Consider the following 26,220-nt stretch of genomic DNA (forward strand, 5'->3'; position numbering starts at 1 on the left):
CGCGAATTAGAATGGCAGCCTATGAGGACACTTCCTGCACCATCAGATCCCAGGTGGCTGCTAAAGACTGTCTTTTCTCGTCCATCCCTCACTGTGCCGGCCGCACTCTGCATGGCTGTATCTTTTCTGCTTAACGGATCGACTCCAGTGATAGTGGGACACGCCATTGATGAAGCTGTGTCAAAAGGATCCGTTGACCGACTAGGCATGTGGCTGGTGGTATTGGGGGCAGCTTTTGGTCTTAATGCCATAGCCGCATGGTTCGGACGCGGCCTTAACGCGCGAGCCATGCTAGTAATTGGGCACGATGTTCGCATGGCCATCACGGATAGGATTCAGGATCCGCGGGGCATCGCAGGCGAGCCTCGCAGCGCCGGCGAGCTGCTTGCCATCGCCTCCACGGACGCACGGCGCGTGCAGAATGCGGTGATGATGACAGTTTTCCCCGTCGCTGAGATCACCGCCATTGTGTATGTGGCGATCATGGCTAGCCGTATTAACTTGCCTTTAGGCATCGCTATTTTGTGTGGCGGGCCGTTAATGGTGTGGGGCTCTGTGCGGGCGGCAAAGCCTCTGCGTACGCGTTCCGGAGTCCGCCAAGCGGCGTTGGCCAAAGCCAGCTCCATGGCCACCGATGTGGTCCAGGGCCTGCGGATCCTTAAGGGGCTGGGCGCTGTAGCCACTGTGAGTAGGCGTTATTCCGCGGTGTCTGGTGCCGCCTATGCGCGAACGGTGGAAGCCAATGCTGCCCAAGCGCGGCTTAATGCGACTACGGAGATTTTGGGCTCGGTATATGTCATTGCTGTGGGTATTGGTGCCGGAATGATGGCCATGCGTTCCATGATGAGCGTAGGTGAACTCATTACGGTCATCGGCCTTACGCAGTTCATTATCACGCCGATGACGATGCTGGGCCGAAATATCGCCTCGCGGTGGGCGGCAGCGCAGGCAAGCGCTGAGCGCATTACCGCCCTCCTTGCCGCCCCCGGGGTGGAAAAGAGCGAACCGCAGGTACCAGCCCTCGCTCCTGGGGTCAACGTGGTGCCCGAGCCTGTTCCAGAGGATCTAGTCTTCTTGCCGCGCGAGCGATTCCTGGTTGTTCCACACGAAACCATGCTTTTTGAGGGGACCGTGGGGGACAATATTCATCCGGATAGCGCGAGTGCACAACGAGCCCTCTTCGTGGCTGCAGGGGAAGATATCCCGGGCGGGTTGGACCGTGAGGTGGGAGAAGGCGGCCGAAATCTCTCCGGCGGACAGCAACAGCGCGTGGCGCTTGCACGAGCCATTGCGGCGGACGCGGAGATCCTAGTTTTAGCCGATCCCACAACCGCCGTGGACTCGGTGACCGAGCAGGAAATTGCCCAGCGGGTGGCGCATCACCGCGGGCCTAAGCCCACGCTTGTCTTCACCACTTCGCCGGCGTGGGCAGCAGTGGGGGCGGAGCTATGATGCGGTTTCCTACGGCCTCCTGGCCCCAAGTGCGTAAGGAAGTGGGACGCCAGCTTTCCGACGTCCCCGGTGCCCGCCCCCAAGCCGCAGCGGCCTTGGCCTTGCTTACCGCAGGCGCCGGCAGCAATGTAGCGATCCCCATCCTGTTGGGAAAGATCGTTGACGCTGTCATTACTCAGGGCGCCATGGTATCGATCGGTATCTCGCTGGTGCTGGTGGCCGCGGTTTCGGCACTGTTTTCCGCGGCGGGGTTCTATGTCCTTTCGCGCCTGAGCGAAAGAGTGATCTCCGCTTTGCGGGAAGATATGGTTTCTACCGCTCTTCGCCTGCCTACCCACCGGGTGGAGGAAGCCGGCACTGGGGATTTGGTCTCTCGCTCTACCGATGATGTAGCAGAACTATCGGCTGCCGTAACCGAGACCGTCCCTGTGCTGACGAAATCTGCCTTCGCCATCGCAACCACTGGGGTGGCACTAGTCAGCCTCAACTGGCAATACCTACTGGTAGTAGGTGCAGTTACGCCGTTATATTTCATTGCTGCGCGCCAGTACCTGCAGCGCGCTCCGCAGCGCTATACCGACGAACGCGGTGCCATGGCGGAACGGGCACGCAGGCTCCTAGAGGCAATTCGAGGGCGAGAGACTGTGCGCGCCTTTGGCATGGAAAACCAGATGCATGCCGGTATTGAACGTGCCTCCGCACAGGTGGTGGACAAAGGGTACGCCGCGCGAAGGACAATGATGGTCCTGCAGCTTTGGATGACGGTCATTGAGCTAGTAATGCTGGTCTGCGGTTTGCTCGTTAGCTTTTGGGTGGTGCAGGTTGGGGCGCTCACCGTTGGCGCAGTTACCGCGACCATGCTCCTTCTTATCCGCTTGCGGGGTCCGCTCATGGGATTGATGCGAGTAATCGATACCGTTCAATCCGGCTATGCCTCCCTGTCTCGGATAGTTGGGGTGGTTATGGATCCACCACGGGCGGTGCCAGACTTTGGCGCCCCGTCTCCACGTGGAGTTGCCGAATTAAAAGAAGTGAGCTTCAGCTACGAAGACGGCGGCTGGGCCGTGAGGGACATAAACCTTAAGCTTCCCGCTGGACACACCGTAGCTTTAGTGGGACCCTCTGGTGCGGGAAAGACCACGGTCGCTGCTCTTCTAGCCGGACTGCGAGTCCCGGCTACCGGAACAGTCTTGGTGGATGGAGTAGAGGTATCGGCCCTTTCTGATTCCGAAAGGGTGGCGCGTTTAGCGATGATTTCCCAAGAGGTTCACGTATTCTCAGGAACCCTACGCGAAGATTTGTCCTTGGCCGCCCCGCAAGCCTCAGACGCACAAATGGAAGATGCATTACAGCGCGTCGGCGCACAGTGGTATGCGCAGTTAGAGGAGGGCCTAGATACAGTCATTGGCGCTCGGGGAATCCACCTTGACCCAGTAGCAGCGCAGCAGCTTGCGCTGGCGAGAATATTGCTTTTAGATCCCCAGATCGTCATCATGGATGAGGCCACCGCAGAGGCCGGATCGGTGGGGGCGGAAGCTCTGGAAGAAGCCGCGACAGAGGTCACCCGTGGGCGAACAGCACTGGTAGTGGCGCACCGACTAGACCAAGCCGCACGAGCCGATAGCATCGCCGTAATGGATAACGGGCGGGTGGTGGAGCAAGGCAGTCACCACGAACTGTTAGATTATGGTGGCCGCTATAAGCAACTATGGACCGCATGGCAGAAGGGACGACAAAGATGAACGCGAGGTCGCTACGGGCCGTGGTTGGTGCGGTAGCAGTGAGTTTCCTTGCGGTTGCCGGCGCATCATGTTCGGCCGATTCGCCCGACTCCGCGCCCCCAGCAGTCCCAACTGAGACGAAAAACCTAGGGATTCCAACCTCTGCACCGCTAAGCGGACCCGAGCCAGGAAGCTATACCACCGTTAATCTGCCATCGGGGCGCTCCTTTATCCTTAGCTTGCCCAAGGACTACACGGGGGATAAAAAGTGGCCCATCGTCCTGGCTTTTCCAGGCTGGGGACAATCTGCCGAGAATCTCCGCGGCTATTCCCGCCTCGACGCCGCTGATGCCATCACTGTTTTCGCAGAAGGTAAAAAGAAGGCTTGGAGCCCTGCTCCTTATGCCAAGACGTCAACAACAGAAGATAAAAAATTTGTTCGCGACATCATTGATGCCGTTCGAGCAACGTATCGGGTAGATGACTCCCGGATTTTTGCTACCGGCATGTCGAACGGCGGCGGGTTTGCCGCCTACCTGGCCTGTCAGATGCCCGATGTTTTTAAGTCCGTGGCTACCGTTTCCGCTGCCTACTACAAAGATATTCTTAAAGACTGTGCTCATTCCCCCGTGGGTCGATTGGATATTCACGGCACCGTGGACCCCGTGGTGGGTTACTACGGTGGAACGCGCCATAAGACCAAGTACTATTCCGTGGAATCGGTGCTGGAACAGGACCGTAAGCGCAATGGTTGCTCTACCAAGGTCGACACGACCCGCCTAGTCAACAATGCACTCGATATGAAGTGGAGCGGCTGTACCGCACCGCTGGAACACATCCGTATCGCCGGAGGCTCACACGTATGGCCTGGTGGTACAGCAGACGCGCACAATGAGGTAGGCAAATTCTTCGCTACCGACCGCGTCCTAGACTTCTTCGGCATTCCCGGTCGCCCGTCCGGTACCGCACAGACTTAGTCCTGGCGATAGACCTGAAAGGATGCGCCTGGGACCTTGCGCACCCTTTCAATGCAAATGTCTGCCACGGTAGAAAAGCCCGCGCGATGAGCAGCGCTACGCGGGGAGGTTGGCTCTGGTATTTGCACAAGGTGAAAAGACCGAGTGCCCCCATCGTCGTTATTGAGTTCCACTACAGCCTGTGCAGTGGTGCCGGAGCCCGCGAAAAAGTCGAGGACGCGCGCATCCTTTCCACCTGCAATGGAAATGAGGTGCTTAATCAAGCGCACCGGTTTTGGAAACTCGAAAATGCCCTCTAGCCCCATTACGTCTTCAGCATTGCGCCGGCCAGTGCGGGTCACCCCAAAGCGCTCCCCGTCCAAGATGGAGCGGGGGCGTGCTCCCACCTTCTGATAGTTCTTGGTATAAACAAACCCTCGGCGGAAGACGAGCTCATCGAAGCGCTGTTCAACCATATCTCGGCCCCAGCGCCAACGGGCGACTTTTTCTTTTCCCACCGGCTGGTCCGGCCAATATTCCTTGCCGTCGGGCCCGGAGATAGGGAAGTCGAGGGAGGGAAGGTACCCAAGGGTTTTAGAGTCCAACCGCACCAAGGAGTACTTCCCTTTGTCATCCTCATGGCTGTATTTGGTGGAAGTGTGGCCAAGGAGATCGACATTGAATCCAGGGTTATCAGGAGTACGGGCGTAGCACAGAATATATTCGTGCTCTACCACCGCGTACTTAGAATCATTCTTGCCGGTTCCTGCCTTTTTCCAAATCAATTGGCCGGCAAAGCACTCCTCTCCAAAAACTTCATCGAGTACCTTGCGGGTATTGGCTACTTCGTCCTCTCCAATGGATACGAAAATAAAACCATTTGTTGACAATACTTGCCGGGCCAAGATGAGCCGGGGAAGCATCATAGATAACCATTGCGAGTGCCACTCTGCATAGCTCCCCGAGCGCATCTGCCGGCGCAAACGGTAATTGTCGCGGTAGACAAAGTCTTTGCCGGTGTTATAGGGAGGGTCTATGTAAATGACGTCAAAGAGCTCTCCACGGCTGGCAAGTTCCTGAAGTACTGGAAGATTATCTGCGGCAATAATCGCGTTGTCCGCACCGACAGCTGTACTGAGTGCAGAATCACGCGTGAAATGGCGTGGCAGAGGGGTGCTAGCTGCTGCTCGAGCTGCCTCCTTGCCCGGCCATACTAAGCCAAAGAATTCCATGCCCGTCTCCGGAGTAGATGGTCGCGCTGGGTTAGTGGAAGCCATGGTGCAGTGCCTTCGTCGGAGAATCGTCGATACCGTCTAACGCTATCATTTGCAAGACTTAGGAAAATTGGCTTTTGGCTAAAATACTTCACTGCTTTTCTTTAAGCATAGCTAGGGCCGGGCTAAAGCAGCAGGCCCTATTGGGTGGTCGTCAGGCTGCGGGGGTGTCCACATACCCCTGAGGGCAACTTGGATATGGAGTAGTAAAACTTATTTGGTCTAGTGACCTAAAGAACTTTTCGGTGGCATGTTGGCTCAAGTGTCGGTACGTTGGGGTGTGTTGCCGGACACGGCAGCTTTTAGATAAAGCTAGAACTAGAAGAAAGGATAACCACATGGGTATCTTCGATAAGGCAAAGGACGCACTGAACTCCGACAAGGGCGAAGAGCTTAGCGACAAGGGCCTGGACAAGGCAGCTGATGCAGCTAAGGGCAAGCTCGGCGAGGACAAGGCTGACCAGATCGACAAGGCTCGTGACGCAGCTGACGGCAAGATCGGCAACGAGTAAATAGCTTCGCCCGCTTACAGGGCGAATGGCTACCTTCTATTTTGGCCCCCAGCCCGCAAGGGCAGGGGCCAAAGCTATATAAAGACCAGCGGCATAAAGCTGGAAAAGGTCTATTTTGGTGCTCCCACCTTTTTGTGGGTGACTCAACCTATAGAGTAAGCGTATCCCAAGCAATTTTGCATCAGATCGCTAGGATTATATTTGTGAACAATCTTGAAGGCACCGTTTCCCATGCGGGCTCCACTAAGCAGCGTTTGTTGGAGCAGAGTGCCCGTATCTTGGCTAAGGGTGGGTGCGACGCTTTAAAGGTTTGTGCTGTGGCGGAGCAGATCGCTGTTCCAGTCGATGAAGCTAAGTCCTTCTTTGAAGATGACCACGACCTTTTCATTCAGACCAGCCGGTTCTTGGATGAGCGTCTCCGAGTAGCGTCCTACGAGGCACTCGATAATTTGCCGGATGACGCGACCGCGATCCAGAAACTTCGCGAGTCTGCCAAGGTCTACTTCAACTTGGCTGTTGATAACCCCACTTACTTCGCCGCTTATAACAACGGCGAGACGGCAACGAGCTTTCCCAACTTTGAGGACGGCATCGAAGAGGCGAAAAGCTTTGATGCCTTCCCGCCCGCCTTCCGCTGGATGCTTGAACACATGCGGGAAGCCGCCATTGCAGCGCGCGGCGATTTTGATCACCGCTTGGTAGTGATTCAAACACTTACTTTCTTGTCTGAGTTGCAGGGTATTACGCACTTGGCCACGTTCGGCATTATGCGTCATCTCTCGCCTGCGGCGAAGAAGCAGACCTTCAATGCTTGCATTGAGACTTTATTCTCTGGGTTGGAAGATAGCTTGCGTGACGGGGAGATTGCGCCCTTTGAACCGCTAGCACCCGTCGGGGATCCAGCGGAACCGTTTACTACAGCAGCAAAGGACATGCCAAAGTCTACGGCTGAGGAAAAGCGTGCAGCCATCTTCCGTGGTGCGGCCGAAGAGATTGCCTATAACGGTCTTCCTGGCTTGCATCTCGGCTCAGCTGCTGCGCGAGCAGGCGTAGATTTGGCAGACGCGGAGCATCTTTTCGATGGTAATTCTCACCTGCTGCGTTCTTTGGAAGAGTCTTTGGATGAAGCCAATACGCTAGCGATCATGCGCCAGAACCAGGCCGTGCCAGAAGGATCCCACGGGCTGGATTATATTAAGGCAACCGGCTTCGGATATCTGGAGTATGCGCTGGAAGACCCTGTCGGCTTCGTCGCTCTCATTGAAGTATCAAGCCGCTCGATTGTCCCCGTCTCTTTCGATGAGTCCAGCGATACTGAGCAGCCATTTGATATGAGTAAGGCCTTTACCTTCATCATGAATCTGGTGCGCGATGCCATTTCTGAGTCGAATGGACCTCGATCGCCATGGATTCTTTTTACCCAGATTGCGGTGCTGTGGGCCTGCATCCACGGTCTCTCGCAGTTGAGTACCGTAGGAGCCCTGCGCCATCACTCGGCTAATTTCTACTTCAACCTAGCTTCCAAGGTGATGGACGTGGTTCTTCAGGGCATGGTCAATGTCCTCGAGCTAAAGAAGCCAGAATAGGAAACCAAGCAATAAAGGGGACCCGCAGCGGGCTCCCCTTTTTCTATATCCACCCCCGGGCATGTGCCGTAGTTGCTGCCTCAAAACGGTTCCCAGTTCCTGTTTTGGCGATGAGCGAAGAGACAATATTGCGCACTGTGCCAGTGCTCAGGTGAAGGTGTCCGGCAATCTGGCGGGTGTCGCTACCCTCCAAGACATGACGTGTAACCTCCTTTTCGCGTGCGGTTAGTGGATTGTCGGGCGTGAAAATAGTCTCTTGGGCCAGTGCAGGGTCGATGACCTTTAGACCGGCGTGCACTCGCCTAATGGCTTCGGCAAGTTGTTCGGGTGGGGTGTCCTTGACTACGAAGCCAGCTACGCCTGTTTCCAAAGCACGTTTGACGTAGCCACTGCGCCCAAAGGTCGTGACAATCAGGCTGCGGCAACCCGTGCCCTCAAGTTCAGCGGCCGCATCAAGACCGTTCTTACCGGGCATTTCAATATCAAGTAGCGCAACGTCGACGCCATGCTTGGCGACGAGCCCCGCAACCTCCGCGCCCGTTGCACACTCAGCCACAACGCTGATATCTGGCTCTGTCTCCAAGAGGGCAACTAGGGCCCCACGCACCAATGATTGGTCCTCAGCAATGAGAACTCGGATGGGATCAGTCATTGCCTGAGCCTCCGGCGGTAGTAAGAGGAAGAAAGTCCGTATCGCCATTCATGGTAACCAAAGCCAGAGTACAGCCCTTGCGGCGCGCAAAAAGCAGCTGTCCGCCAGCATCTGTTATACGTTTGCGCAAACCGACAATCCCACCGTGGGCACGAGAAAGGCTTTCCTCAGCGTCAAACCCGCAGCCATCGTCCACCACTTGGAGTTGGTGGTCTGTCACCTGAACCCAACAGTGCGCTGCGCCTGAGTGCCGGACCACGTTTGTGGTTAGCTCACGCAGGGCCCAGGAAAATTCGGCATCGTACAGCCCAGCGCTTTTGGCCGCAGAGGGCAAGTACGACTCAATGCCGGCAGTGTCGAGAGCCCTGTAAGTCGCGTGGATTTCCCCTTCAAAAGTGGGCATGCGCATCCGGGTTACTGTGGAGCGGACTTCCGCCAAGCCTCTCCGAGAAAGCATGCTCACCTCCTGGAGCTCCTGCTGCGCCCGTTGCGGATCCGAATCTATTAGACGGCGGGCAAGCTCTGATTTGAGGTTGATAACGGTTAAAGAGTGGCCCAAGAGATCGTGAACATCGGTAGCGATATCCTCGCGTTGGCGTGCCAAGTCCAATTCATGCTCCAATTCAGCGCGGCTATCTTCGCGCTGGGAAAATGTACCTAGCAGCACTAGTAGTATTGGCCAGACGAAGAGGACTATCAGGGCCCAGCCGGTGCTTTCAGGAGTGAAGAACCACGTGGTGGTGGCGAGCACGGTCCCCATTAGCAGGGTAAGCGCTAATGCTCGGCGTAGCGGAAGGTTAAAGCCGATCAGCGCCGCAAGGTAGGGCACAAACGTGACGGCTATTATCCCGAAGAAACAAATTGATATCGCTGCGATGGCCGCGAGTGACACCCAGTAGAGCCCGATCCGCTGTCCTAACCGCCATCCGCGTGGGTAGTAGCCCACAGCGCCAAAAGAAAAGAAGTAGACGGCACTAAACGCTAAAGCGCACGCAGACGCCCCAATTCGTTCAGCGAGCGTCGTTCCCGGCGCGGCAAAGGTCATCACCAACCCGGGAACGAGGAAGACCAACCATACGCTGGCGAAAAGAGCGCTATTTAGGCTAAAACCGCGCCACGGATCGCGAAAGGGGCCCATTAACGGCGCGCCTTGTCGCGGGAGCGCAGCACCAGGCAAGCGGTGAGAAAGATGGTCGTCCATACCGCGAAGTTTAACCATGCGGCCCACATGGGGTGCGACACGGTGCCTTCCTCCCCGCTAAGAAACTGCATGCCTTCTGCAAGGGGCCACTGGGCGAGCACGACCGGGCCAAAGAGGGGAGTGAAGCGGCCCAATTCCATCAGCGGCTCGGTAAGGGGAGTGAATACATTGGCGGCAAAGAGGAAGAGGACAACGGAGGTCGAGGCGATTGCGACAGAATTGTCGGTGGGCAAAGCCATGGCCCACACCAAGCCATAAAAGCCAAAGGGAATGGAAACTAGGACGCAGGCGATAATGGCTAAGACCCATTGGTGGGGGTGCATTGAAGCTTGTGTCATGGCACCGGTGATAAACACCGCGGTGATGGGGAGCAGTGCCTGAAAGCCGATTGATATGAGGTTTGCCCACAGCAGTTGTCGTGGGTGCAGGGGAGTGAGGGCTAATTGACGCGCCCACCCAGTCTTCGCATCTGTCACGGCGGAGCCAGCGGCAGATACGGAACCAGCGACGCCGCCGTAAAGGGCCATGCTGATCATCTCTAAGGCGGCGAAGTTTCCTCCTTTAAAGGGGGCATCACCAAAATCCATCATGGTGCCAAAGAGGAGGTAAAAAAATACCGGCAAGATGGTGCTGAAAAAGAGAGGAGTAAGGTTGCGACGAAGGCGCAGCAGGTTGTGAGTGGCAAACCGGAGAGTGCGCGCACTGGTCGTTGCAGCTTGTGTGGTCATGGCATGTTCCTTTCACGAAGTGGCCAACGGAGTGACGGGTTAGGACTGGGATGATGTCAAAGCAAGAAATGCGTCCTCTAAGGAGTGTTTGCGAATAGTCAGGTCATAGGCCGAGGTGTGGTTGAGAAGGAATTTCGCAAGTACATCGGAGTCACTGGTGGTTATCCGGGCGTAGCCGCCAGACAAGGAAATCTCGGCGACGGTGGGTAGCTTTTTCGCATTTAAAAGTGTGCCGTCGAACTTCGCCTCGACTATGCGCTTGCCCGACTGTTCGCGCAGTTCTGTGGCCTTTGCATCGGCTCGCAGCTTTCCTTCGTGTAGGAGAATTATCCTTTCTGCAAAATTGTCTGCCTCTTCGAGGTAGTGCGTAGCGAAGACAATGGTGCGTCCCTGGTCTGCTTGTCTGTGCATGGTGGACCAGAACTCGTGGCGCGCTTGAGCATCCATGCCAGCTGTTGGCTCATCGAGCAATAGGATTTGGGGATTGCCCAAAATAGCGAGGGCGAATCGCACACGTTGTTGCTCGCCACCAGAGCATTTTCCTACTGGGCGGTGCAGGATCCGGTCTAGGTCTGCTTGTTTGGCAACTTCTCCGATGGGAAGGGGATGGGGAAAGGCAGAGGAAATCATCTTTAGTGTGTCCAAGACTGTGAGCTCGGGTAGCAGGCCACCGGTTTGCAGCACGGCGCCAATCTGTGCCGCGCGGATCGCGGTGTGCGGTGTGTGTCCAAGCACGGAAACGCTGCCGGAGGTGGGGGTGGTAAGCCCGAGGATGAGGTCAAAAAGGGTGGTTTTGCCTGCTCCATTGGTGCCTAGTAGGCCTACGATCTCGCCTTGGGCGATGCTGAAGGAAATTTCGCTGAGCGCACGGATAGGTCTGGAGGATTTACTAGCAAAGGATTTGCTTACTCCCGATACGTTGATGGCTGGCGGCTGTGCAGTAGATGGGTTTATAGTGCTCATACCTGGAAAGTATCCGTATCCAACAGGAATGATGGATAAGAGCTGTCATCACTATTCCATGACAAGTGTCATGAGGCGATAGGGTGGGAGAGTGCTTACTACTCTCGCAGCGGCTACTGGACTATTCGTGGCCACCAACATCGATGACATTGTGGTGTTGTCCCTCTTCTTCGCCCGTGGAGCTGGACGCAAGGGCACGACGCCCGCGATTCTGCTAGGTCAGTATTTGGGTTTTCTCGGCATACTAGCGGCCTCTGCCGTTGTCGGGCTGGGCTTTAATGCTGTTTTGCCTGAGGAACTGATTCGCTACTTTGGTCTCATTCCATTGATTTTGGGCCTATGGGCAGCGTGGCAAGCATTCCGGGGTGAGGATGACGATGACGACGTTTCGGGTAAAAGGCTGAGCGCCATGGTGGTAGCCGGGGTGACTTTTGCCAACGGTGGCGACAATATCGGCGTCTATGTGCCAGTTTTTACCACCTCTACGCCGGCTGAGGTAGCGATCTATTGCGTGGCTTTCTTAATACTGGTGGTGCCCCTAGTGTGGGCAGCGCGGTTTGTGGCCACGCGGCCAGGCATTGCAGAAGCACTGGAAAAGTGGGAAAGCGTGCTGTTTCCCACGGTCCTCATTCTGCTGGGAATTGCGATCTTGCTTGCGGTGTAAACGCGGAATAGAAAAAGCCGGCACCTTCACGGTGCCGGCTGAATATTTGTCGGGCTAACAGGATTTGAACCTGCGACCCCTACACCCCCAGTGTAGTGCGCTACCAAACTGCGCCATAGCCCGCCGTCGAACTGTGCGACTTGTCTAGATTACATCAGTAGGATTCTACTGTGAAATTTGGGGTGTAACCTGCGCTAAAACTCGCCGCTGGAGTACACCCAAGCGCCGCCGACGCGGCGAAACGAGGAACGCTCGCGTTGTGAGCCAACGGCCGCGCCTTTATAAAAGGCCTCAAACTCCACTACGCCGGAATTATCGAGCAATCCGCCTGCTTGGGTGTCCAGGATATCGAGGCGATAAAACCGGACGGGAGAATCAGCCAAGTCGAGTGTTGCAGGGCGAGTATCGGGATCCCACGTACGGAGGAGATAGGCTTCGTCTCCAGTAACAAAGGCGCTAAAGCGCGAGCGCATGAGCGCCTCCGCAGTGGGGGCGTTGGTGCCGGCATGGTACTTGCCACAGCACTCGCCGTAGGTCAGGCCGGTGCCGCACGGGCAGCGGCGCGAGGGATCAAAGGCTGCCATTAGTGCGCGTCCACGTCCACGATGGTGACGTTGCCGAGCATGCGCTCAACATCGGTGTCCTTCGCGGCAGAGCGCAGGGCGGACTTTTCTTCCGCTGACAGTTTTCCGGCAAGCTCGATGCGGCGTTCGAAGCTAGCGGGGCCGGTTTGGGTGATGCTCACGTGGACGTCGTCAAGCGCAAGCCTCTTGCCGGCATCCTTGATTGCTTGGGTGGCGGCCGTAGCCAGCGCGGACATAACAAGGCCCTCTGCGGTAAAGCCCTTACCCTTGCCGCCATTCTTCTTCGTTCGGTCGGCACTGAGGTTGTGGTCATTATGGCGGACGACCACGCCGAATTTGGTGCCGGTGGCCGGCTGCGCAACGGCGGCGTCGGTTCCTACTTCCTCCGGGCGGTAATCAGGAACGATAAACTGCTCGGCCCACGCACCGATGAGATCCGCAGCGCGGGCTGCCGTGCCCTGCTTGGTGAGCAGGTGATCGGTCTTGTCCAGGGAAACCAAGGATTTGGGGTAGCGCGTGAGCAGGAAGATATTTTGCGCATTGTCTATGCCCACCGTCTGGTCAATGGGTGAGTGCAACACCATCAACGGCTTGCGGAGCTTGGGCAGGTACTCCTCAGGGTTGGTATCGGCCAAGTCCTCGAGGAACTTGCGGGAAATGATAAGGCCGCGGCCACCGAGGATTACTTCCACCTCTCCGTTGGCGTCGACCTCGCCAATTTTGTCCGCATAGTGCAGCACGGAGTGGGCAGGATCAAAGGGCGCGCCAATGGTGGCTACCGCCTTAAGTGATTTCATGGTGGTGGCCGCCTTCAATGCAGCGGCGCCACCGAGCGAGTGGCCCATGAGCAATTGTGGAGCAGAGTAGTTCTCCGTCAGCCAGGCGGCAGCGGCATGGATATCATCAACATTTTGGCTAAAGGTAGTATCGCCAAATTCTCCGGCGGACTGGCCAAGACCGGGAAAATCGAAACGCAAAGTGGCGATGCCGAACTCGGTGAGCTGTTTCGCGGTGCGGGCAGCACCGGGAGTGTGGCGCGAGCCGGCGAAGCAATGGGCAAAGATGGCATAGGCGATCGGGGGAGAATCCGGGAAGTCGATGGTTCCGGCCATCTCGGTTCCCCGGCTCGAAGGCAGCTTAACATTGACGGATTGCATGAGAACTACAATAACGGGCCTCTTACCCGCAAGCCATACCAGGTTGACTACAGTCGATAGGAGCAATCCAAATAAGGAGGATGAGGTATGGGCGCGTTCGATTGGTTCTGGAAAGCAATGGGCTCGCAAAGCGAGCGTAACGATAAGAAATCCAAGGCCATCGTGGGTTCCGCCGATGAAGCGGCTCGGGCATTGGGCCAGCAGGACGACGCAGCTGTAGCCCAAGCTGCACGCGATGCCGTTGCAGGCGGCGAGATTGCGGATAAGGCGCAATTCCTCGCGGCCCTAGCAGTAGCGTGCGAGCGCACCCTAGGGATGCATCCGTTCAATGTGCAGTCCCAAGCCGTACTTCGCCTGCTTACCGGAGACGTCATCCAAATGGCCACCGGCGAAGGCAAAACTTTGGTGGGTGCCATGGCGGCTACGGGTTTCGCGTTGACTGGCAAACGCGTCCACGTTGTCACCGTCAATAACTATCTTGCCGCCCGCGACGCCGAATGGATGCGTCCTGTCGTGGAGTTCTTTGGATTGAGCGTTGCCTCGGTTACGGAGGGCATGACACCGGATGAGCGACGCGCTGCGTACGCGCAGGATATTATCTACGCACCGGTCAACGAACTGGGCTTTGATCTGCTCCGTGATAACCAAATTACTGATCGCTCCCACACGGTGCAGGCCGCCGGCGACGTTGCCCTCGTAGACGAGGCCGACTCTGTCCTAGTGGATGAGGCCCTTGTGCCCCTGGTGCTGGCCGGAAATCGTCCAGGTGAGGCCCCCACCGGGCACATCACCAATGTGGTTTCCCGTTTGCGCGAGATGCTGGATTACTCCATCTCTGAGGACGGCCGCACCGTTCAGCTGACGGAGACTGGTGCCCGCCGCGTGGAGCAGGAATTGGGCATTGATTCGCTCTATTCGGAGGAAAACATCGGCACCATCTTGGTGAAGGTTAACCTCGCCCTGCATGCAAAGGCCCTGCTTATCCGGGACGTCCACTACATCGTGGTGGATGGAAAACTGCAGCTTATCGACGCCTCCCGGGGCCGCGTTGCCGACCTACAACGCTGGCCCGACGGGCTCCAAGCGGCAGTAGAAGCCAAAGAAGGCCTCGAAGTTTCCGAAGGTGGGCGCATCCTCGACACCATTACGCTGCAAGAACTTATGCGACGTTACCCACTTGTGTGCGGCATGACGGGTACCGCGGTGGAGGCGACCGATCAGCTGCGGCAGTTCTATGATCTTCATGTATCCGTGATTGACCGCAATAAGCCGCTGCAGCGCTTTGATGAGCAAGACCGCATTTTTGCGACCGTCGATGATAAATCTGCCGCCATCGTGGAGGAAATAGCCACCATTCACGCCACGGGCCAACCCATCCTCGTGGGCACGCAGGATGTCGCCGAGTCGGAAGATCTGGCGGATGCACTCCGCGAGCGGGGCATTGAAGTCAATGTACTCAACGCCAAAAATGATGAGCAGGAGGCACAGATCGTCGCCGAGGCCGGCGATATTGGACGCGTCACTGTCTCTACTCAGATGGCCGGGCGCGGCACCGATATTAAGCTGGGCGGTGCTAACGAAGCTGACCATGATGCAGTAGCGGAGTTAGGTGGCTTGGCGGTTATCGGTACCTCCCGCCACCGCACCGCCCGCTTGGATAACCAGTTGCGCGGCCGTGCGGGTCGGCAAGGCGATCCGGGCCTATCCCTATTCTTCGTCTCCCTCGAAGATGATGTGGTCCAGCAAGGCGGCGACGGCGAGACTGTGCGTGCTCAACCGGCAGAAGATGGGCGCATTGAATCCAAGCGAGTAAGTGATTTCGTGGCACACTGCCAGCGCGTGACCGAGGGTCAACTACTCGAAATTCATGCCCAGACCTGGAAGTATAACCAGCTCCTAGCTGATCAGCGCATCATTATTGATGAGCGCCGAGCCAAGCTGTTGGATACTGATCAAGCGTGGCAGGAACTATCCCAACGTGCTCCGGAGCGTGCAGCAGAGCTATCGGAGGTTCCAGAGGAAGCCCGCATCAAGGCCGCGCGCGAAATCATGCTGTATCACTTGGACTTGGCCTGGGCCGACCACCTAGAGCTCATGGACGATGTGCGCGAGTCGATCCATCTGCGCGCCATCGCCCGAGAGACTCCCATCGACGAGTACCACCGCATTGCGGTGAGGGAGTTTAAGGACTTGGCTCAGAGGGCCGTAGACAAGTCTGTGGAGACTTTCCGTACAGTGCTTATCGACGCCGCCGGGGCACACCTCGATGACGCCGGCCTCGCTCGTCCGAGTGCTACATGGACCTACATGGTGTCCGATAACCCCCTTGCGGGCAAAGGAAATTCCGTGCTGAGCGGCATCGGAAACATTTTCCGGTGAAATAATTCCCCGCGAAGGGGTCACGGATTCAAATGAGTCGCTAGTATTGTTATAAGTAACTCGTAACTAATCCCCGGAGGTAACAATGAGCGAGAACACCGGAACCCCGGAACCACAGGTAGAGACCACATCTGTATTCCGCGCAGACCTGCTCAAGGAGATGGAAAACGGCGCGAATGGCAATGATGCTACCGTTGCCGGCGCCGACAATCTGGCGGAAGGTCAGGCCCTCCTCGTGGTAAAGCGTGGCCCGAACGCAGGTGCCCGCTTCTTGTTGGATCAGGCGACTACTACCGCCGGCCGCCACCCTGAGGCAGACATCTTCCTCGATGACGTTACGGTGTCCCGCCGCCACGCGGAGTTTCGCAAGAATGATGACGGCAAGTTTGAGGTAGTTGATGTGGGATCCCTGAACGGAACCTACGTTAACCGCGAGCCTCGCAACTCCCAGGTGCTCGAGGTAGGAGACGAAATCCAGATTGGCAAGTTCCGCTTGGTTTTCATCGCTAACCAGAGCTAATTTTTTACGTAGACTAGCCGCGCTTCCTTACTAGGAGGGGCGGTGTAGTCTACTTATGGCACGATAAGAACTTTCAGTACCCCTAAGAGATAGACACAGTGAGCGCAGCAGATTCTTCGGCAGCAGCAGTACGCCGCACCAGCCCTAAAGCTAAGAAGCCAAAGACCATGTCCATTGGCGTGGTTTTGGAAACGCTGAATCAGCAATTCCCAGACGTCACGGTGTCTAAGATTCGCTTCCTTGAATCTGAGGGGCTCATCAGTCCACAGCGCACGGCCTCTGGCTATCGCCGTTTCACCCAAGAAGACGTGGACAGACTGCGGTATATTCTCACCACTCAGCGCGATAACTATACGCCGCTGAAGGTTATCCGCGAGCAGCTAGAAGCCATGGATTCCGGCCAGGTGACCGCCATTGTTTCTGCGGGAAATGCAGAAACCCTACTCTCGCCGCAGCAGTTTAGGGCCCCTGTGGTCACGCGCCTGACCGACGTAGAGGTAGCTACCCAAGCTAGTGCCAGCGAAGATGATGTAGCTTCCTTGGTTAAATATGGCCTCATCCGCCCGGATGCCGCAGGCTTTTTCAATACCGACGACGTAGCCATTGCCTCTGCCGCGGTGGCCCTCAAAGCTTTTGGTTTTGGCGCCCGTGAACTCAAGTCCCTGCGTAATAACGCCCGCCGGCAGGCTGATTTGATTTCCCAGGCGGCAGCTCCCGTGGCACACTCAAACTCTGATACCGCGCATCAGAAGGCAGAGGAAATCTCCCAGCAAATGACCGCTCTAGTGGTCTCCTTGCACGCAACTCTGGTGAAGTCGGATCTGCGCGACGAATACCACTCCTAATACACACGTAATCCCGCGTTTGTGGGAGAGTGGTATTTATGAGTGATGTATCCCTAGAGTTTCACGGTATCCACCAGGTAGGCCCCGAAGACGATGTGTGCGCTGTGCTGCGCTGGCCGGAAGAGAACCGGTTGATCCCCGTGTGGATCTCCCCGATTGAAGGCATGCAACTAGCTGCCGCTTTAGACGGCCACCAGCCTAATCGTCCCACCTCGCACGATCTTATCTGCGAGGTACTAGAGGGCACTGGCGGGGTAGAGGCCATTGAAATTGCCAACTACCACCAGGGAACGTTCATGGTAGATATTAAGGCTCCGAACGGAGAGGTTTATGACTCTCGGTTGAGCGACGCACTTGCCGTATCCGAATATTTCCACGTCCCCATTTCAGCCGAGGCGGATCTCCTTGCCCAGGTTTCCGTATATGCCAGTGATGCAGACGTGAAAGAGTACTTCGACCTGGAAATTTCCACCCACGCCGCAGGCGATAATCTACCAGCCAGCGAAAACAATGATTCCTCGACCTCGGCGTCGGGAAATGCCCAGGCAGATGCGGATTTTGAAGCCATGATGAGGTCTTTGGGTATGGAGGAAAAGGATTTCCTATCGGGGGATGACGACGAAAAAAGTTAATGACACGCGTGTGACTAATGGTGACAATGGGGTTTAAGAAGTCTAAAGTTGTACTTGACAGTTGAGCAATCAGCGCTTGACGGGCGTATGCGCTTGGCTTTTAATTGATCTTTAGAACTTCCAACAAACCCCATTGGAGTAATTACGTGAGCATTAACGAGGACTCCCAGTCCGAATCCACCTACGTACAGGAATCGCTTTTTGACGTCGGACCCGACGAAGAGGTGGGCTACCGCGTTCCCATCGCTTGCCAAGTTGCCGGCATCACCTACCGCCAGCTGGACTATTGGGCACGCACCAACCTGGTCAACCCTTCCATCCGCACGGCGCGCGGCTCCGGCTCCCAGCGCCTGTACTCCTTTAAGGATGTACTGGTGCTCAAGATTGTGAAGCGCCTCCTGGATACCGGCATCTCTCTGCAAAATATCCGATTGGCAGTTGAGTCCCTGCGGGATCGTGGTGTGAATGACCTAGCAGAGCTCACCCTCGTATCCGACGGCACTACCGTTTATGAGTGCCGTTCCAACGATGAGGTCATTGACTTGCTCGCCGGCGGCCAAGGCGTCTTCGGCATTGCAGTTCCAGGCATTTTGAAGGAGCTGTCCGGCACCATTTCTTCCTTCCCTTCGGAGCGCATCGAAGACTTCGCCGAAGACAATGTAGTCGGCCTCGACGAGTTGGCCGCTCGTCGCAAGCGCAAGAGCTCCTAGGCTCGTCCACACAGAATCCACCCTCCTTCCCAGCTCACGGGGAAGGAGGGTGGATTTTTGATTTCTATCGCAATGAGTGCACCATCCAAGACAGTCTATTCCGCGCTGTGTGGCCTCGCGGGATCGAAGTCCAGCCCAGGCTTAGTACCCGAGACGACTCTGTGTTTATATCTGGTGCAGCGCCTGTAGTTCCGAGGTGTAGGAGAGCACTAGTCACAATAAGCCGACAAGAAAGGCACCGAACGAGGCGTCGTTCGGTGCCGTGGGCAAGGAAGAGCTGCGTATTAGACTCCTGCGGCCTTATTAATTGCTCCAGAGACCGTCGCTTCATCGGCTGAGTCAACAGAGGTGAAGCTATCAGCCGCGGACTTCAGTGCGGCATCGACATTGCCTTCACCGACATGGACGACGCTGAGGGAAACGTCCTTGGAGGTGGCGTCTTTAAGAGCGGAGGTGAATTGAGCATCATCCATGTCCTGCTCGGTGCCAGTAGTTACTACGACTACGCGTGCCTTGTCGCCAGTTCCAGCGGCTTGATCGGCGGCATTCGCGACAGCTGCTACAACGGCGCTGCGCGTTTGCGGAACACCGCCAGTTCCAAAGCCACTGAGCGTGCCGGATACAGCGTTGCCATCGCCAAAGCCCAGGTTTTGTCGGAACCCAACCGTGGCGGTCTCGGAGATAGGAGAGGAGTAGTTCCACAAAGAAACTGCTCCGCCGTCAGCGGCTAGGTCAGAAGCAGTGGTGCCCAAGGCTTCGGATACAGGGCCGTACATCGGCGCCATGGCCGTAGAGGTATCCAAGAGCAGGAGCGTATTTGCCGCCATCGTCACATCGGGCTTGGGAGCTGCTGCGGAACTCGTCGCTGGAGCGGAGCTCTTCGGGGAAGAACTCTTGGGGGCAGCGGAGGTGGAAGCACTGGAAGCAGCTGTCGTACTGGTCTCCGGTGCGTCTTCGGTGCTGCTTTCCACTGCGGCGGGTGCGGCGGAGTCTTCGCCGTCGTCATTGCCTGCGCCGCGCAAAAGGAAGACCACCAAGGCAATTATGGCCAGTAGCGCGATAATAGCCACCGCAATAACCCATCCCGCTACTGCGAAGCTATTTTTCCCGTTTGAATGCCGTGCCATGTGGTGTCTTCCTCCCAAACAAACTGCCGTTGTTAGTGGCTCATTCTAGCGGGGCAAGTGCTTGATCTATCACAGCGACAAGCCGGTCTCGCAGTGGTTTAGCTGTGAGCGCCAGCGTTCTTTGCCTCGAGACGTACTCGGCCTTGCCCTCAGGGGTCTCGATGGGTACCACGCCAAGTCCCCAATCACGGCAGTCATAAGGAGATGCCTCCATGTCAAGGATGCGCGCTTCAATAGCCAAATCCAGACATTCAAGGAAAAGTTCGCCTGGTACGAGTGGTCCCAGCTTCCAGGCCCACTTATATAGATCCATCGTGACGTGTACGCAGCCTGCCTGGTCATTGTTGGGCTGATCTTCACGATGCAGGACAGTGAGGTTAAGAGGCCGAGCGGGAGGGGTAAAGAACCGGAAAGCATCATAGTGAGAACACTTAATTGAGTGCTCATCGACAACCCGGTTGGTGCCGTCCGCACCGAGCCGCAAGGGCAACGAATGACGCGGGGAATCCGTGTGGTAGACCATTGCCCATTCATGAAGACCGAAGCAGTCAAAGTGGACCGGATTGGTAGCGGAACGCCGAAGCAGATTGGAGATATAGCGAACCGAGTCACCTCGACGCTCTAGAAAGCTGGCGAGGTCGACGGTGATGCCTTCTGAGGTGGCGTGGTAATCCCGCCATTCAGCGTGCGGAGGAGTGCCTGCTAGCGCAGTTCCTACCCCCGGGTGCCAGCGCTTTAGGTGAGAGGGACGTACGGGGTAGTACTCAAAGAGAAAATCGAAAACAGGGTGGTAGCTGCCAGGATGCCGGAAGCGCTCTAAGCGGTCTGTGGCTTGCTTTTCGTGTTCATGCTGTTGAGCACTCCAGTCCTCAGGGCTCAAGATGCGCATGAGCGTTCACCTCCTTGACTTAACGGCGTCGGCGGCGGGCGACTTTGCCGTCCGAGCGGCGGCGTTGAGAGTTGGACTTCTTGACAGATTTCGCCGGTTTCTGGGGCGCGCTCTGCCCGGGTGGGGGAAGGGCAGGGCCATTGGGCTTGCGAGCGCCCGTAATCTCCTTAAGGATCGGTGCGCCAGCAGGATTGTCACGGTGAGAAATATCGTGCTCCGTAGCTGTGACCCCGGCTTTCTTAATGAGAGCGGCTACTTCTTTGCGTTGTTCATCCATGACCAAAGTGATCACGGTACCCGCAGCACCGCCGCGTGCCGTGCGGCCGGCGCGATGGAGATAGGCTTTGTGCTCTGCGGGCGGATCGACGTGAACGACGAGTGAAACGTCCGCAATATCGATACCGCGGGCGGCAATATCGGTGGCGACCAAGACCGGAATGCTGCCATCGGCGAAGCCTTCGATTGCGCGGGTACGCGCGCCTTGGCCTTTATCGCCATGCAATGGATAAGCGTTGATGCCAGAGCGACGCAATTTCTTGACCTGCCTGTCCACGCCGTGCTTGGTGCGCATAAACATGATGGTTTTGCCTTGGCGGGCAGCGATGCGCAGCACCACCTCGTTGCGGGCGGGACGCTCGCCGACGAAAAAGAGGTGATGGGACATGGAATCCACTGCAGCTTGCACCGGGGCTGTGGAGTGGACCACCGGGTCATGGAGGAATTGCTCCACCAGCTTATTGACTTCGCCGTCAAGCGTCGCCGAAAACAGCAAGCGCTGGCCTTGCGCCGGAGTTAGGCGCAGAAGTTTGCGTACCTGGGGCAAAAAGCCCATATCGGCCATCTGGTCGGCTTCATCCAGTGCAGTAATCTGGACCGCATCCAAATGCAGCTTGCCCTGGTCAATGAGATCCTGGGCACGGCCAGGGGTAGCAACAAGAACATCAACGGGGCGGGCGAGGGAGCGGATATGGTGATTAATATTTACCCCGCCCACGACAGCGAGCACTCTTAAGCCCAGCGTTGCCGCAGGTTCATCAAGGCGCTGGTGAATTTGAGTAGCCAACTCGCGGGTGGGGGCGAGGATGAGCGCACGGGGATGAGCAGGCTTGGATGCACCTGTTCCGGCAAGGCGGGCGAGCATGGGCAGGCCAAAGGTATAGGTTTTGCCCGACCCGGTAGGGCCGCGGCCGAGTACGTCTTTGCCTGCGAGGGCGTCGGGAATCGCGGCTTTTTGAATAGGAAACGGTTCGGTAATGCCTTGGTTGTGCAGAACGTGCACCAGGCGCTGGGGAAGGCCGAGATCGGCAAAAGTAGTCATCGCTTTCCCATCCTATCGGCAGCGTGTCGGATCGCCGCATTCAACGGGAAAGACCTGCTCGGAAACGTGATTGGGGCCCCGAAGGGCCCCTGAACACGTCACTGCGAATCTAGTCAGTTTGGGTCAGGCTGCGGTCACCGGACCACTCAATGTGGAAGGTGCCCGGCTTGTCGGTGCGCTTGAAGGTGTGGGCGCCGAAGAAATCGCGCTGGCCCTGAATGAGAGCGGCCGGCAGGCGCTCGGCACGCAGGCTGTCGTAGTAGGAGAGGGACGACGCAAAGACCGGTGCCGGAAGTCCCAGCTGGGTAGCGGCGACAACCACGCGGCGCCAAGGGTCGATGAGGTCTTCCAGCTCGCCCTTGAAGTAGGGGTCGAGAATGAGGGCGGGCAGGTCCGCATTATTGTCATAGGCTGCGCGGATGCGATCCAGGAACTTGGCGCGGATGATGCAGCCGCCGCGCCAGATGGTTGCTAGATCGCGCGGGTCAACGTCCCAACCGAATTCTTCGGAACCTGCCTTAATCTCGTCAAAGCCCTGGGAGTAGGCAATGAGCTTGGCGGCATAGAGTGCGCGGCGGACATCCTCGATGAACTCAGTCTTGTCCACATCGAGCGCCTTGATGGTGCCGGCGGGAAGCTGGCCTTCTTGTGCGGCGCTGCGCTGCGCGGTGGAGGAGGACAGCGCGCGGGCGAAGACGGATTCGGCAATACCGGTAATCGGAACGCCGAGCTCCAATCCATTGATGGCAGTCCAGCGGCCGGTTCCCTTCTGGCCGGCGGCGTCCACGATGACGTCGACAAGCGGGGCGCCAGTCTCCGGATCCTTTTGGGCCAGAACCTCGGCGGTAATTTCAATGAGGTAGGAATCAAGGTCGCCGGAGTTCCATTCGCGGAATACCTCTGCGATTTCGGCCGGCTCCATGCCTGCGCCATAGCGCAGCAGCTGATAAGCCTCTCCGATGACCTGCATATCGGCGTACTCGATGCCATTGTGGACCATCTTGACAAAGTGGCCGGCGCCGTCGGGACCAATGTGGGTGACACACGGGGTGCCGTCCACATTCGCAGCGATGGACTCAAGAATCGGGCCGAGGGTGTCCCACGACTCCTTGGGGCCGCCGGGCATGATGGAGGGGCCATTGAGCGCGCCCTCCTCGCCGCCGGAGATTCCGGCGCCGACGAAATGCTTGCCGCGGGCGGCTACGTCCTTCTCGCGGCGAATGGTGTCAGTGAACAAGGCATTTCCGCCGTCGATGATGATATCGCCATCATCCATGGCCTCGGCCAGCTGATCGATGACCGCATCGGTGGCCTTGCCAGCCTTGACCATGATGATTGCCTTGCGTGGGCGCTCCAAAGAAGCCACAAAGTCCTCGATGGATTCCGAAGGCACGAAGTTGCCTTCTTCACCGTGGGCCTCAATGAGTGCATGAGTCTTTTCAGGGCTGCGGTTATACACCGCTACGGTATTGCCGTTGCGGGCAAAGTTGCGGGCCAAATTAGAACCCATGACCGCCAATCCCACGACGCCAATCTGAGCAAGTTCATTCTTATCAGTCATGCTGCCTATCCTACGTCACTAGGATGCGAGGCTGGCATCAATGGCTAGGCTGGTGGACTATGTCGGATACGCAGAAACTCAATGACTTGCTCCACCTCGCGCACACGCGTGTGCTCACTGCAGAAGAACTGGAGTCTCTCAATGCCCTAAACGGCGGCCTTGCGGCATTGCTAGGACTGCAGTTCACCCACGTGGGCCCGTGCGAGGCCCGGGCGACACTGCAGGTGCTGCCGGAGCATCACCAGCCCTGGGGAGTAGCCAACGGCGGGTTGTATTGCTCTATCGCAGAAACCGTGGCCTCCATTGCCAGCGTGGCGGCTGCCGACGCCCCCGCGGTCGGCGTCAATAACTCCAGCGACTTTATTCGATCCACAGGTGAGGGCGAGTTAGAAGCCGTGGCTACGCCAGTGCAGCTAGGCGGCCGCACCCATGTGTGGAGCGTCGAGATGCGGCAAGGCCGCGCGCTTATCGCCCGCACCACCTTGCGCACAATGATTCTGCGTTAGTTCACCCGAGCGGCGGTAAAAGACATGCCGTGGGCGGAAAGCCGCTGCAGATAAGGCTTTCCAAGTCCGGTGGCCGGGGTGAGTACGCCGCCTGCGCGGTTAGTACCGGAGCGCGAATCGAGCAAGCAGAGCGCAGCCTGGCTCATCATCATTGCGGTGACTTCATAACCTGGGTCGCCTTGTGCCGACACAGTTGCCCGCCAACGTTCGCCATCTTCGGTAATGCCGTGGTGGCTGACTTGGAAATGCGCACCGCTAGGTCCGGGTGTGGGCAGGACCTTTTCCACCAGTGGGCGCAGGCGCGACTGAGTGCCATCGAAAAGTATCTTGGTGGCGAGCGCCAGCCCATAGGCGCGTACGCGACCGGCAAGACCGGTGCCAGCCCACCATGCTTCCTTGTAAAATAGGCGTGTGCCCCACGCGCGCCCCAGCAGAGCGTTAGAGCGGCGCACCACGCGGGTATTGAACATGGACATGAAAAAGGGGCCTACCCAGCCCACGCCGTCGAGCTCTTTAATTTCGAAGTCCTTCTGGAGGCCGTCTAAGCGTGGCCCGGCCTTGGGATCCGGGTCCAGTGAGTAAGGATTGTGCAGGTTGCGGGCTACCTCTTTATCCGCGTGCGCAGCATGCGAGACCTGCAGGGAAGACTCGATGGTGCCCGGAGAGATTCCGCCTTTGAGCTTGTCGACGACCATCTGTACTCGTGCAAACGGCTTTCCTGCCGCCTGGTAGAGATTGAGCATGCCAATATCTGAGGGCACGGAATCAAAGCCGCAGGAGTGAACGATGCGCGCACCCGTGGATTGGGCGGTGGCGTGGTGGGAATCGATGCTTCGGCGAATAAAGGGAACCTCACCGCAGAGGTCAACATAGTCCACGCCATGGCGCGCGCAGGCAGCAACGACGTGGCCGCCATATAGACTGTAGGGGCCGACCACGGTGATTAGCACCTTGGTACCTTCCACCATGCGCTCCACAGCGGCGGCATCATCGGCGGCGGCGATGGCGATGTCCCAGTGCGGATTGAGTTCATCGCGCAGCGCGGCTAGCACCGGTCGGTTCCGGCCGGCCAGAGTCACAGAGGGCGCGTTAATCGAGGCAAGGTAGCGCGCCACCAATTGGCCGACCAGCCCGGTAGCGCCATAAACAGTGATATCGCTCATAGAGCACCAGCGTACCGGAGGGATTAGAGCCAGTGGTTCTTTCGGAACCAAGCCCACAGGCCCACAACGACCAAGATCATGATGATAATCGCCATGGGGTATCCCAGCGCCCAGTGCAGCTCCGGCATAATGTCGAAGTTCATACCGTAGATACCCGCCACCAGGGTAGGCGCGGCCCACATGCCTACGACCGCGGAAATGGTGCGCATATCTGAGTTCTGTTGCATCGTTACCTTGGCTACCGAGGCGTCGATAAGCGAGGTAAGGCGCTCATCGAAGCTGGATACTTGGTCCTTGACCACGAGCTCATGGTCGTTGACATCGCGCAGGTAGGAGCGCAATTGCTTGGAAATTAAATCCTTGTGGTCCGAGACCATGGATTTCAGTGCCACCGAAAGTGGGTCAATGGCATGCTTCATCTCCAGCACCTCACGCTTGAACATGTAGATGCGGTCTACATCAAACTTGAGGTTCGGGGTAAAGATTTCTTCTTCCAGCTCATCGACCTCGATACTGATAAGGCGGGAAATCTCCGAGTAGCGGTCCACCATCATATCCAGGATCTTCCAGGCCATGGCCACTGGGCCGAGCTCCACCAAGTCCTGCTCATCTTCCACCGTATATGCCAGGTTGGGCAGCTTTGCCCCGTGGCGGACGGTGATGATGAAGTTGGAGCCCATAATCATCTGGATCTCGCCGGTAGAAATGATCTGGCGCTTATCCGTGACCTCATCATGATCGCGGTAGTTCACCGAACGCGCGACCACGAAGAGCTGATCATCGTAGCGTTCGAGCTTAGGGCGTTGATGGGCCATAACGGCGTCTTCTACGATGAGTTCATGGATGCCAAACTGGGAGGCCACTTTGGTCATCTGGGACTCATAGGGCTCATGCAGACCAACCCAAATAAATCCGCGGCCGTATTCCTCAATGGCTTCCAGCGCGGAGCTGGTGGAATACTCCCCGGGAAGCGCCTCGCCATCCACAAAGACGCGGCAATGTTCGATGGCGCGCTCCGGTGGTACCGCCAGGGAAGTGGGCTTACTAGGAGGCTCGGGTTTCTTGCGGCCCCTAAAGGGTGAAGGTACGGATGGCATCTTTTCAGCCTCCTTTGCGCGGT

General features: G+C 57.4%; 25 protein-coding genes and 1 tRNA gene. 12 read left to right on the top strand and 14 right to left on the bottom strand.

Annotation, left to right across the window (positions count from 1 at the left end; genetic code table 11):
- Positions 1-21 precede the first annotated feature (21 nt).
- The 3 genes from QP915_RS08090 to QP915_RS08100 are packed head-to-tail and all read left to right on the top strand — an operon-like array spanning position 22 to position 4,150.
- Positions 22-1,452, top strand: coding sequence for an ABC transporter transmembrane domain-containing protein (locus QP915_RS08090; protein WP_284768975.1), 1,431 nt, complete (start codon positions 22-24; stop codon positions 1,450-1,452).
- The gene (locus QP915_RS08095; RefSeq protein WP_284769034.1) at positions 1,452-3,194 is read left to right on the top strand and encodes an ABC transporter ATP-binding protein; all 1,743 of its coding nucleotides are present in this window, start codon (positions 1,452-1,454) and stop codon (positions 3,192-3,194) included. The genes QP915_RS08090 and QP915_RS08095 overlap by 1 nt, the downstream gene beginning before the upstream one ends.
- Positions 3,170-4,150, top strand: a complete 981-nt coding sequence (locus tag QP915_RS08100) for a CE1 family esterase (protein ID WP_284768976.1) — start codon at positions 3,170-3,172, stop codon at positions 4,148-4,150. Before QP915_RS08095 ends, QP915_RS08100 begins: the two co-directional genes overlap by 25 nt.
- Here the strand turns inward: QP915_RS08100 and QP915_RS08105 are convergent.
- Positions 4,147-5,406, bottom strand: coding sequence for a site-specific DNA-methyltransferase (locus QP915_RS08105; protein ID WP_284768977.1), 1,260 nt, complete (start codon positions 5,404-5,406; stop codon positions 4,147-4,149). The genes QP915_RS08100 and QP915_RS08105 overlap by 4 nt on opposite strands.
- A 335-nt stretch (positions 5,407-5,741) precedes the next feature.
- Here QP915_RS08105 and QP915_RS08110 point away from each other — a divergent pair, with 335 nt between their 5' ends.
- Both QP915_RS08110 and QP915_RS08115 read left to right on the top strand, forming a co-directional pair.
- Positions 5,742-5,915 carry an antitoxin gene (locus tag QP915_RS08110; protein WP_080970414.1) on the top strand — a complete coding sequence of 58 codons (174 nt, stop codon included), beginning with the start codon at positions 5,742-5,744 and terminating at the stop codon, positions 5,913-5,915.
- 203 nt (positions 5,916-6,118) lie between these two features.
- A complete protein-coding gene (locus QP915_RS08115; RefSeq protein WP_284768978.1) occupies positions 6,119-7,501 on the top strand; it encodes a TetR/AcrR family transcriptional regulator in 1,383 nt (460 codons plus the stop codon).
- 43 nt (positions 7,502-7,544) lie between these two features.
- Here QP915_RS08115 and QP915_RS08120 read toward each other — a convergent pair whose 3' ends face one another.
- The 4 genes from QP915_RS08120 to QP915_RS08135 are packed head-to-tail and all read right to left on the bottom strand — an operon-like array spanning position 7,545 to position 11,045.
- Positions 7,545-8,153 (bottom strand): response regulator, encoded by a 609-nt coding sequence (locus QP915_RS08120; RefSeq protein ID WP_284768979.1) that lies wholly within the window; start codon positions 8,151-8,153, stop codon positions 7,545-7,547.
- A complete protein-coding gene (locus tag QP915_RS08125) occupies positions 8,146-9,291 on the bottom strand; it encodes a sensor histidine kinase (RefSeq protein ID WP_284768980.1) in 1,146 nt (381 codons plus the stop codon). Before QP915_RS08125 ends, QP915_RS08120 begins: the two co-directional genes overlap by 8 nt.
- The gene (locus QP915_RS08130; protein WP_284768981.1) at positions 9,291-10,082 is read right to left on the bottom strand and encodes an ABC transporter permease; all 792 of its coding nucleotides are present in this window, start codon (positions 10,080-10,082) and stop codon (positions 9,291-9,293) included. Before QP915_RS08130 ends, QP915_RS08125 begins: the two co-directional genes overlap by 1 nt.
- Before the next feature lie 39 nt (positions 10,083-10,121).
- Complete coding sequence (locus QP915_RS08135; protein ID WP_284768982.1) at positions 10,122-11,045, bottom strand: ABC transporter ATP-binding protein; 924 nt, start codon at positions 11,043-11,045, stop codon at positions 10,122-10,124.
- Positions 11,046-11,136: 91 nt separating this feature from the next.
- Here QP915_RS08135 and QP915_RS08140 point away from each other — a divergent pair, with 91 nt between their 5' ends.
- Positions 11,137-11,709: a cadmium resistance transporter gene (locus QP915_RS08140; RefSeq protein ID WP_284768983.1), complete on the top strand. Its 573-nt coding sequence runs from the start codon at positions 11,137-11,139 to the stop codon at positions 11,707-11,709.
- Between the two features lie 49 nt (positions 11,710-11,758).
- Here the strand turns inward: QP915_RS08140 and QP915_RS08145 are convergent.
- The 3 genes from QP915_RS08145 to QP915_RS08155 all read right to left on the bottom strand — a co-directional run bounded on the left by QP915_RS08145 (position 11,759) and on the right by QP915_RS08155 (position 13,450).
- Positions 11,759-11,832: transfer RNA gene (locus QP915_RS08145), tRNA-Pro, on the bottom strand.
- A 71-nt stretch (positions 11,833-11,903) separates the two neighbouring features.
- A complete protein-coding gene (locus QP915_RS08150; protein ID WP_284766453.1) occupies positions 11,904-12,293 on the bottom strand; it encodes a YchJ family protein in 390 nt (129 codons plus the stop codon).
- Complete coding sequence (locus QP915_RS08155) at positions 12,293-13,450, bottom strand: alpha/beta hydrolase family protein (RefSeq protein WP_284768984.1); 1,158 nt, start codon at positions 13,448-13,450, stop codon at positions 12,293-12,295. Before QP915_RS08155 ends, QP915_RS08150 begins: the two co-directional genes overlap by 1 nt.
- 87 nt (positions 13,451-13,537) lie before the next feature.
- Between QP915_RS08155 and secA2 the strand changes: the two genes are divergently transcribed.
- The 5 genes from secA2 to QP915_RS08180 all read left to right on the top strand — a co-directional run bounded on the left by secA2 (position 13,538) and on the right by QP915_RS08180 (position 18,536).
- The gene (gene secA2, locus QP915_RS08160; protein ID WP_284768985.1) at positions 13,538-15,829 is read left to right on the top strand and encodes an accessory Sec system translocase SecA2; all 2,292 of its coding nucleotides are present in this window, start codon (positions 13,538-13,540) and stop codon (positions 15,827-15,829) included.
- Positions 15,830-15,914: 85 nt separating this feature from the next.
- Positions 15,915-16,349, top strand: a complete 435-nt coding sequence (gene odhI, locus QP915_RS08165) for an oxoglutarate dehydrogenase inhibitor Odhl (protein ID WP_284768986.1) — start codon at positions 15,915-15,917, stop codon at positions 16,347-16,349.
- 98 nt (positions 16,350-16,447) lie between these two features.
- Positions 16,448-17,194 (top strand): transcriptional regulator FtsR, encoded by a 747-nt coding sequence (gene ftsR, locus QP915_RS08170; RefSeq protein ID WP_284768987.1) that lies wholly within the window; start codon positions 16,448-16,450, stop codon positions 17,192-17,194.
- A gap of 38 nt (positions 17,195-17,232) precedes the next feature.
- The gene (locus QP915_RS08175; protein ID WP_225746973.1) at positions 17,233-17,826 is read left to right on the top strand and encodes a bifunctional nuclease family protein; all 594 of its coding nucleotides are present in this window, start codon (positions 17,233-17,235) and stop codon (positions 17,824-17,826) included.
- Between the two features lie 146 nt (positions 17,827-17,972).
- The gene (locus tag QP915_RS08180) at positions 17,973-18,536 is read left to right on the top strand and encodes a MerR family transcriptional regulator (RefSeq protein WP_204609122.1); all 564 of its coding nucleotides are present in this window, start codon (positions 17,973-17,975) and stop codon (positions 18,534-18,536) included.
- Positions 18,537-18,820: 284 nt separating this feature from the next.
- Here the strand turns inward: QP915_RS08180 and QP915_RS08185 are convergent, their stop codons facing one another.
- The 4 genes from QP915_RS08185 to gnd all read right to left on the bottom strand — a co-directional run bounded on the left by QP915_RS08185 (position 18,821) and on the right by gnd (position 23,431).
- Positions 18,821-19,663 (bottom strand): hypothetical protein, encoded by an 843-nt coding sequence (locus tag QP915_RS08185; RefSeq protein WP_284768988.1) that lies wholly within the window; start codon positions 19,661-19,663, stop codon positions 18,821-18,823.
- Between the two features lie 40 nt (positions 19,664-19,703).
- Positions 19,704-20,552, bottom strand: a complete 849-nt coding sequence (locus QP915_RS08190) for a 3-methyladenine DNA glycosylase (protein ID WP_284766461.1) — start codon at positions 20,550-20,552, stop codon at positions 19,704-19,706.
- 19 nt (positions 20,553-20,571) lie between these two features.
- Positions 20,572-21,870 (bottom strand): DEAD/DEAH box helicase, encoded by a 1,299-nt coding sequence (locus tag QP915_RS08195; RefSeq protein WP_284768989.1) that lies wholly within the window; start codon positions 21,868-21,870, stop codon positions 20,572-20,574.
- 109 nt (positions 21,871-21,979) lie between these two features.
- Positions 21,980-23,431, bottom strand: a complete 1,452-nt coding sequence (gene gnd / locus QP915_RS08200; RefSeq protein ID WP_284766463.1) for an NADP-dependent phosphogluconate dehydrogenase — start codon at positions 23,429-23,431, stop codon at positions 21,980-21,982.
- Between the two features lie 59 nt (positions 23,432-23,490).
- On the opposite strand from gnd, the gene QP915_RS08205 reads away from it, so the two are divergent.
- The gene (locus tag QP915_RS08205; protein ID WP_284768990.1) at positions 23,491-23,937 is read left to right on the top strand and encodes a PaaI family thioesterase; all 447 of its coding nucleotides are present in this window, start codon (positions 23,491-23,493) and stop codon (positions 23,935-23,937) included.
- Here the strand turns inward: QP915_RS08205 and QP915_RS08210 are convergent.
- Positions 23,934-25,100: a saccharopine dehydrogenase family protein gene (locus QP915_RS08210; RefSeq protein WP_284768991.1), complete on the bottom strand. Its 1,167-nt coding sequence runs from the start codon at positions 25,098-25,100 to the stop codon at positions 23,934-23,936. The two genes, QP915_RS08205 and QP915_RS08210, sit on opposite strands and share 4 nt — an antisense overlap.
- A gap of 23 nt (positions 25,101-25,123) precedes the next feature.
- The gene (locus QP915_RS08215; RefSeq protein WP_284768992.1) at positions 25,124-26,197 is read right to left on the bottom strand and encodes a magnesium and cobalt transport protein CorA; all 1,074 of its coding nucleotides are present in this window, start codon (positions 26,195-26,197) and stop codon (positions 25,124-25,126) included.
- Positions 26,198-26,220 lie beyond the last annotated feature (23 nt).

Origin of the sequence: Corynebacterium sp. MSK158 (assembly GCF_030229085.1) — a bacterium.
In the GTDB taxonomy this organism is placed as follows: Bacteria; Actinomycetota; Actinomycetes; order Mycobacteriales; family Mycobacteriaceae; genus Corynebacterium.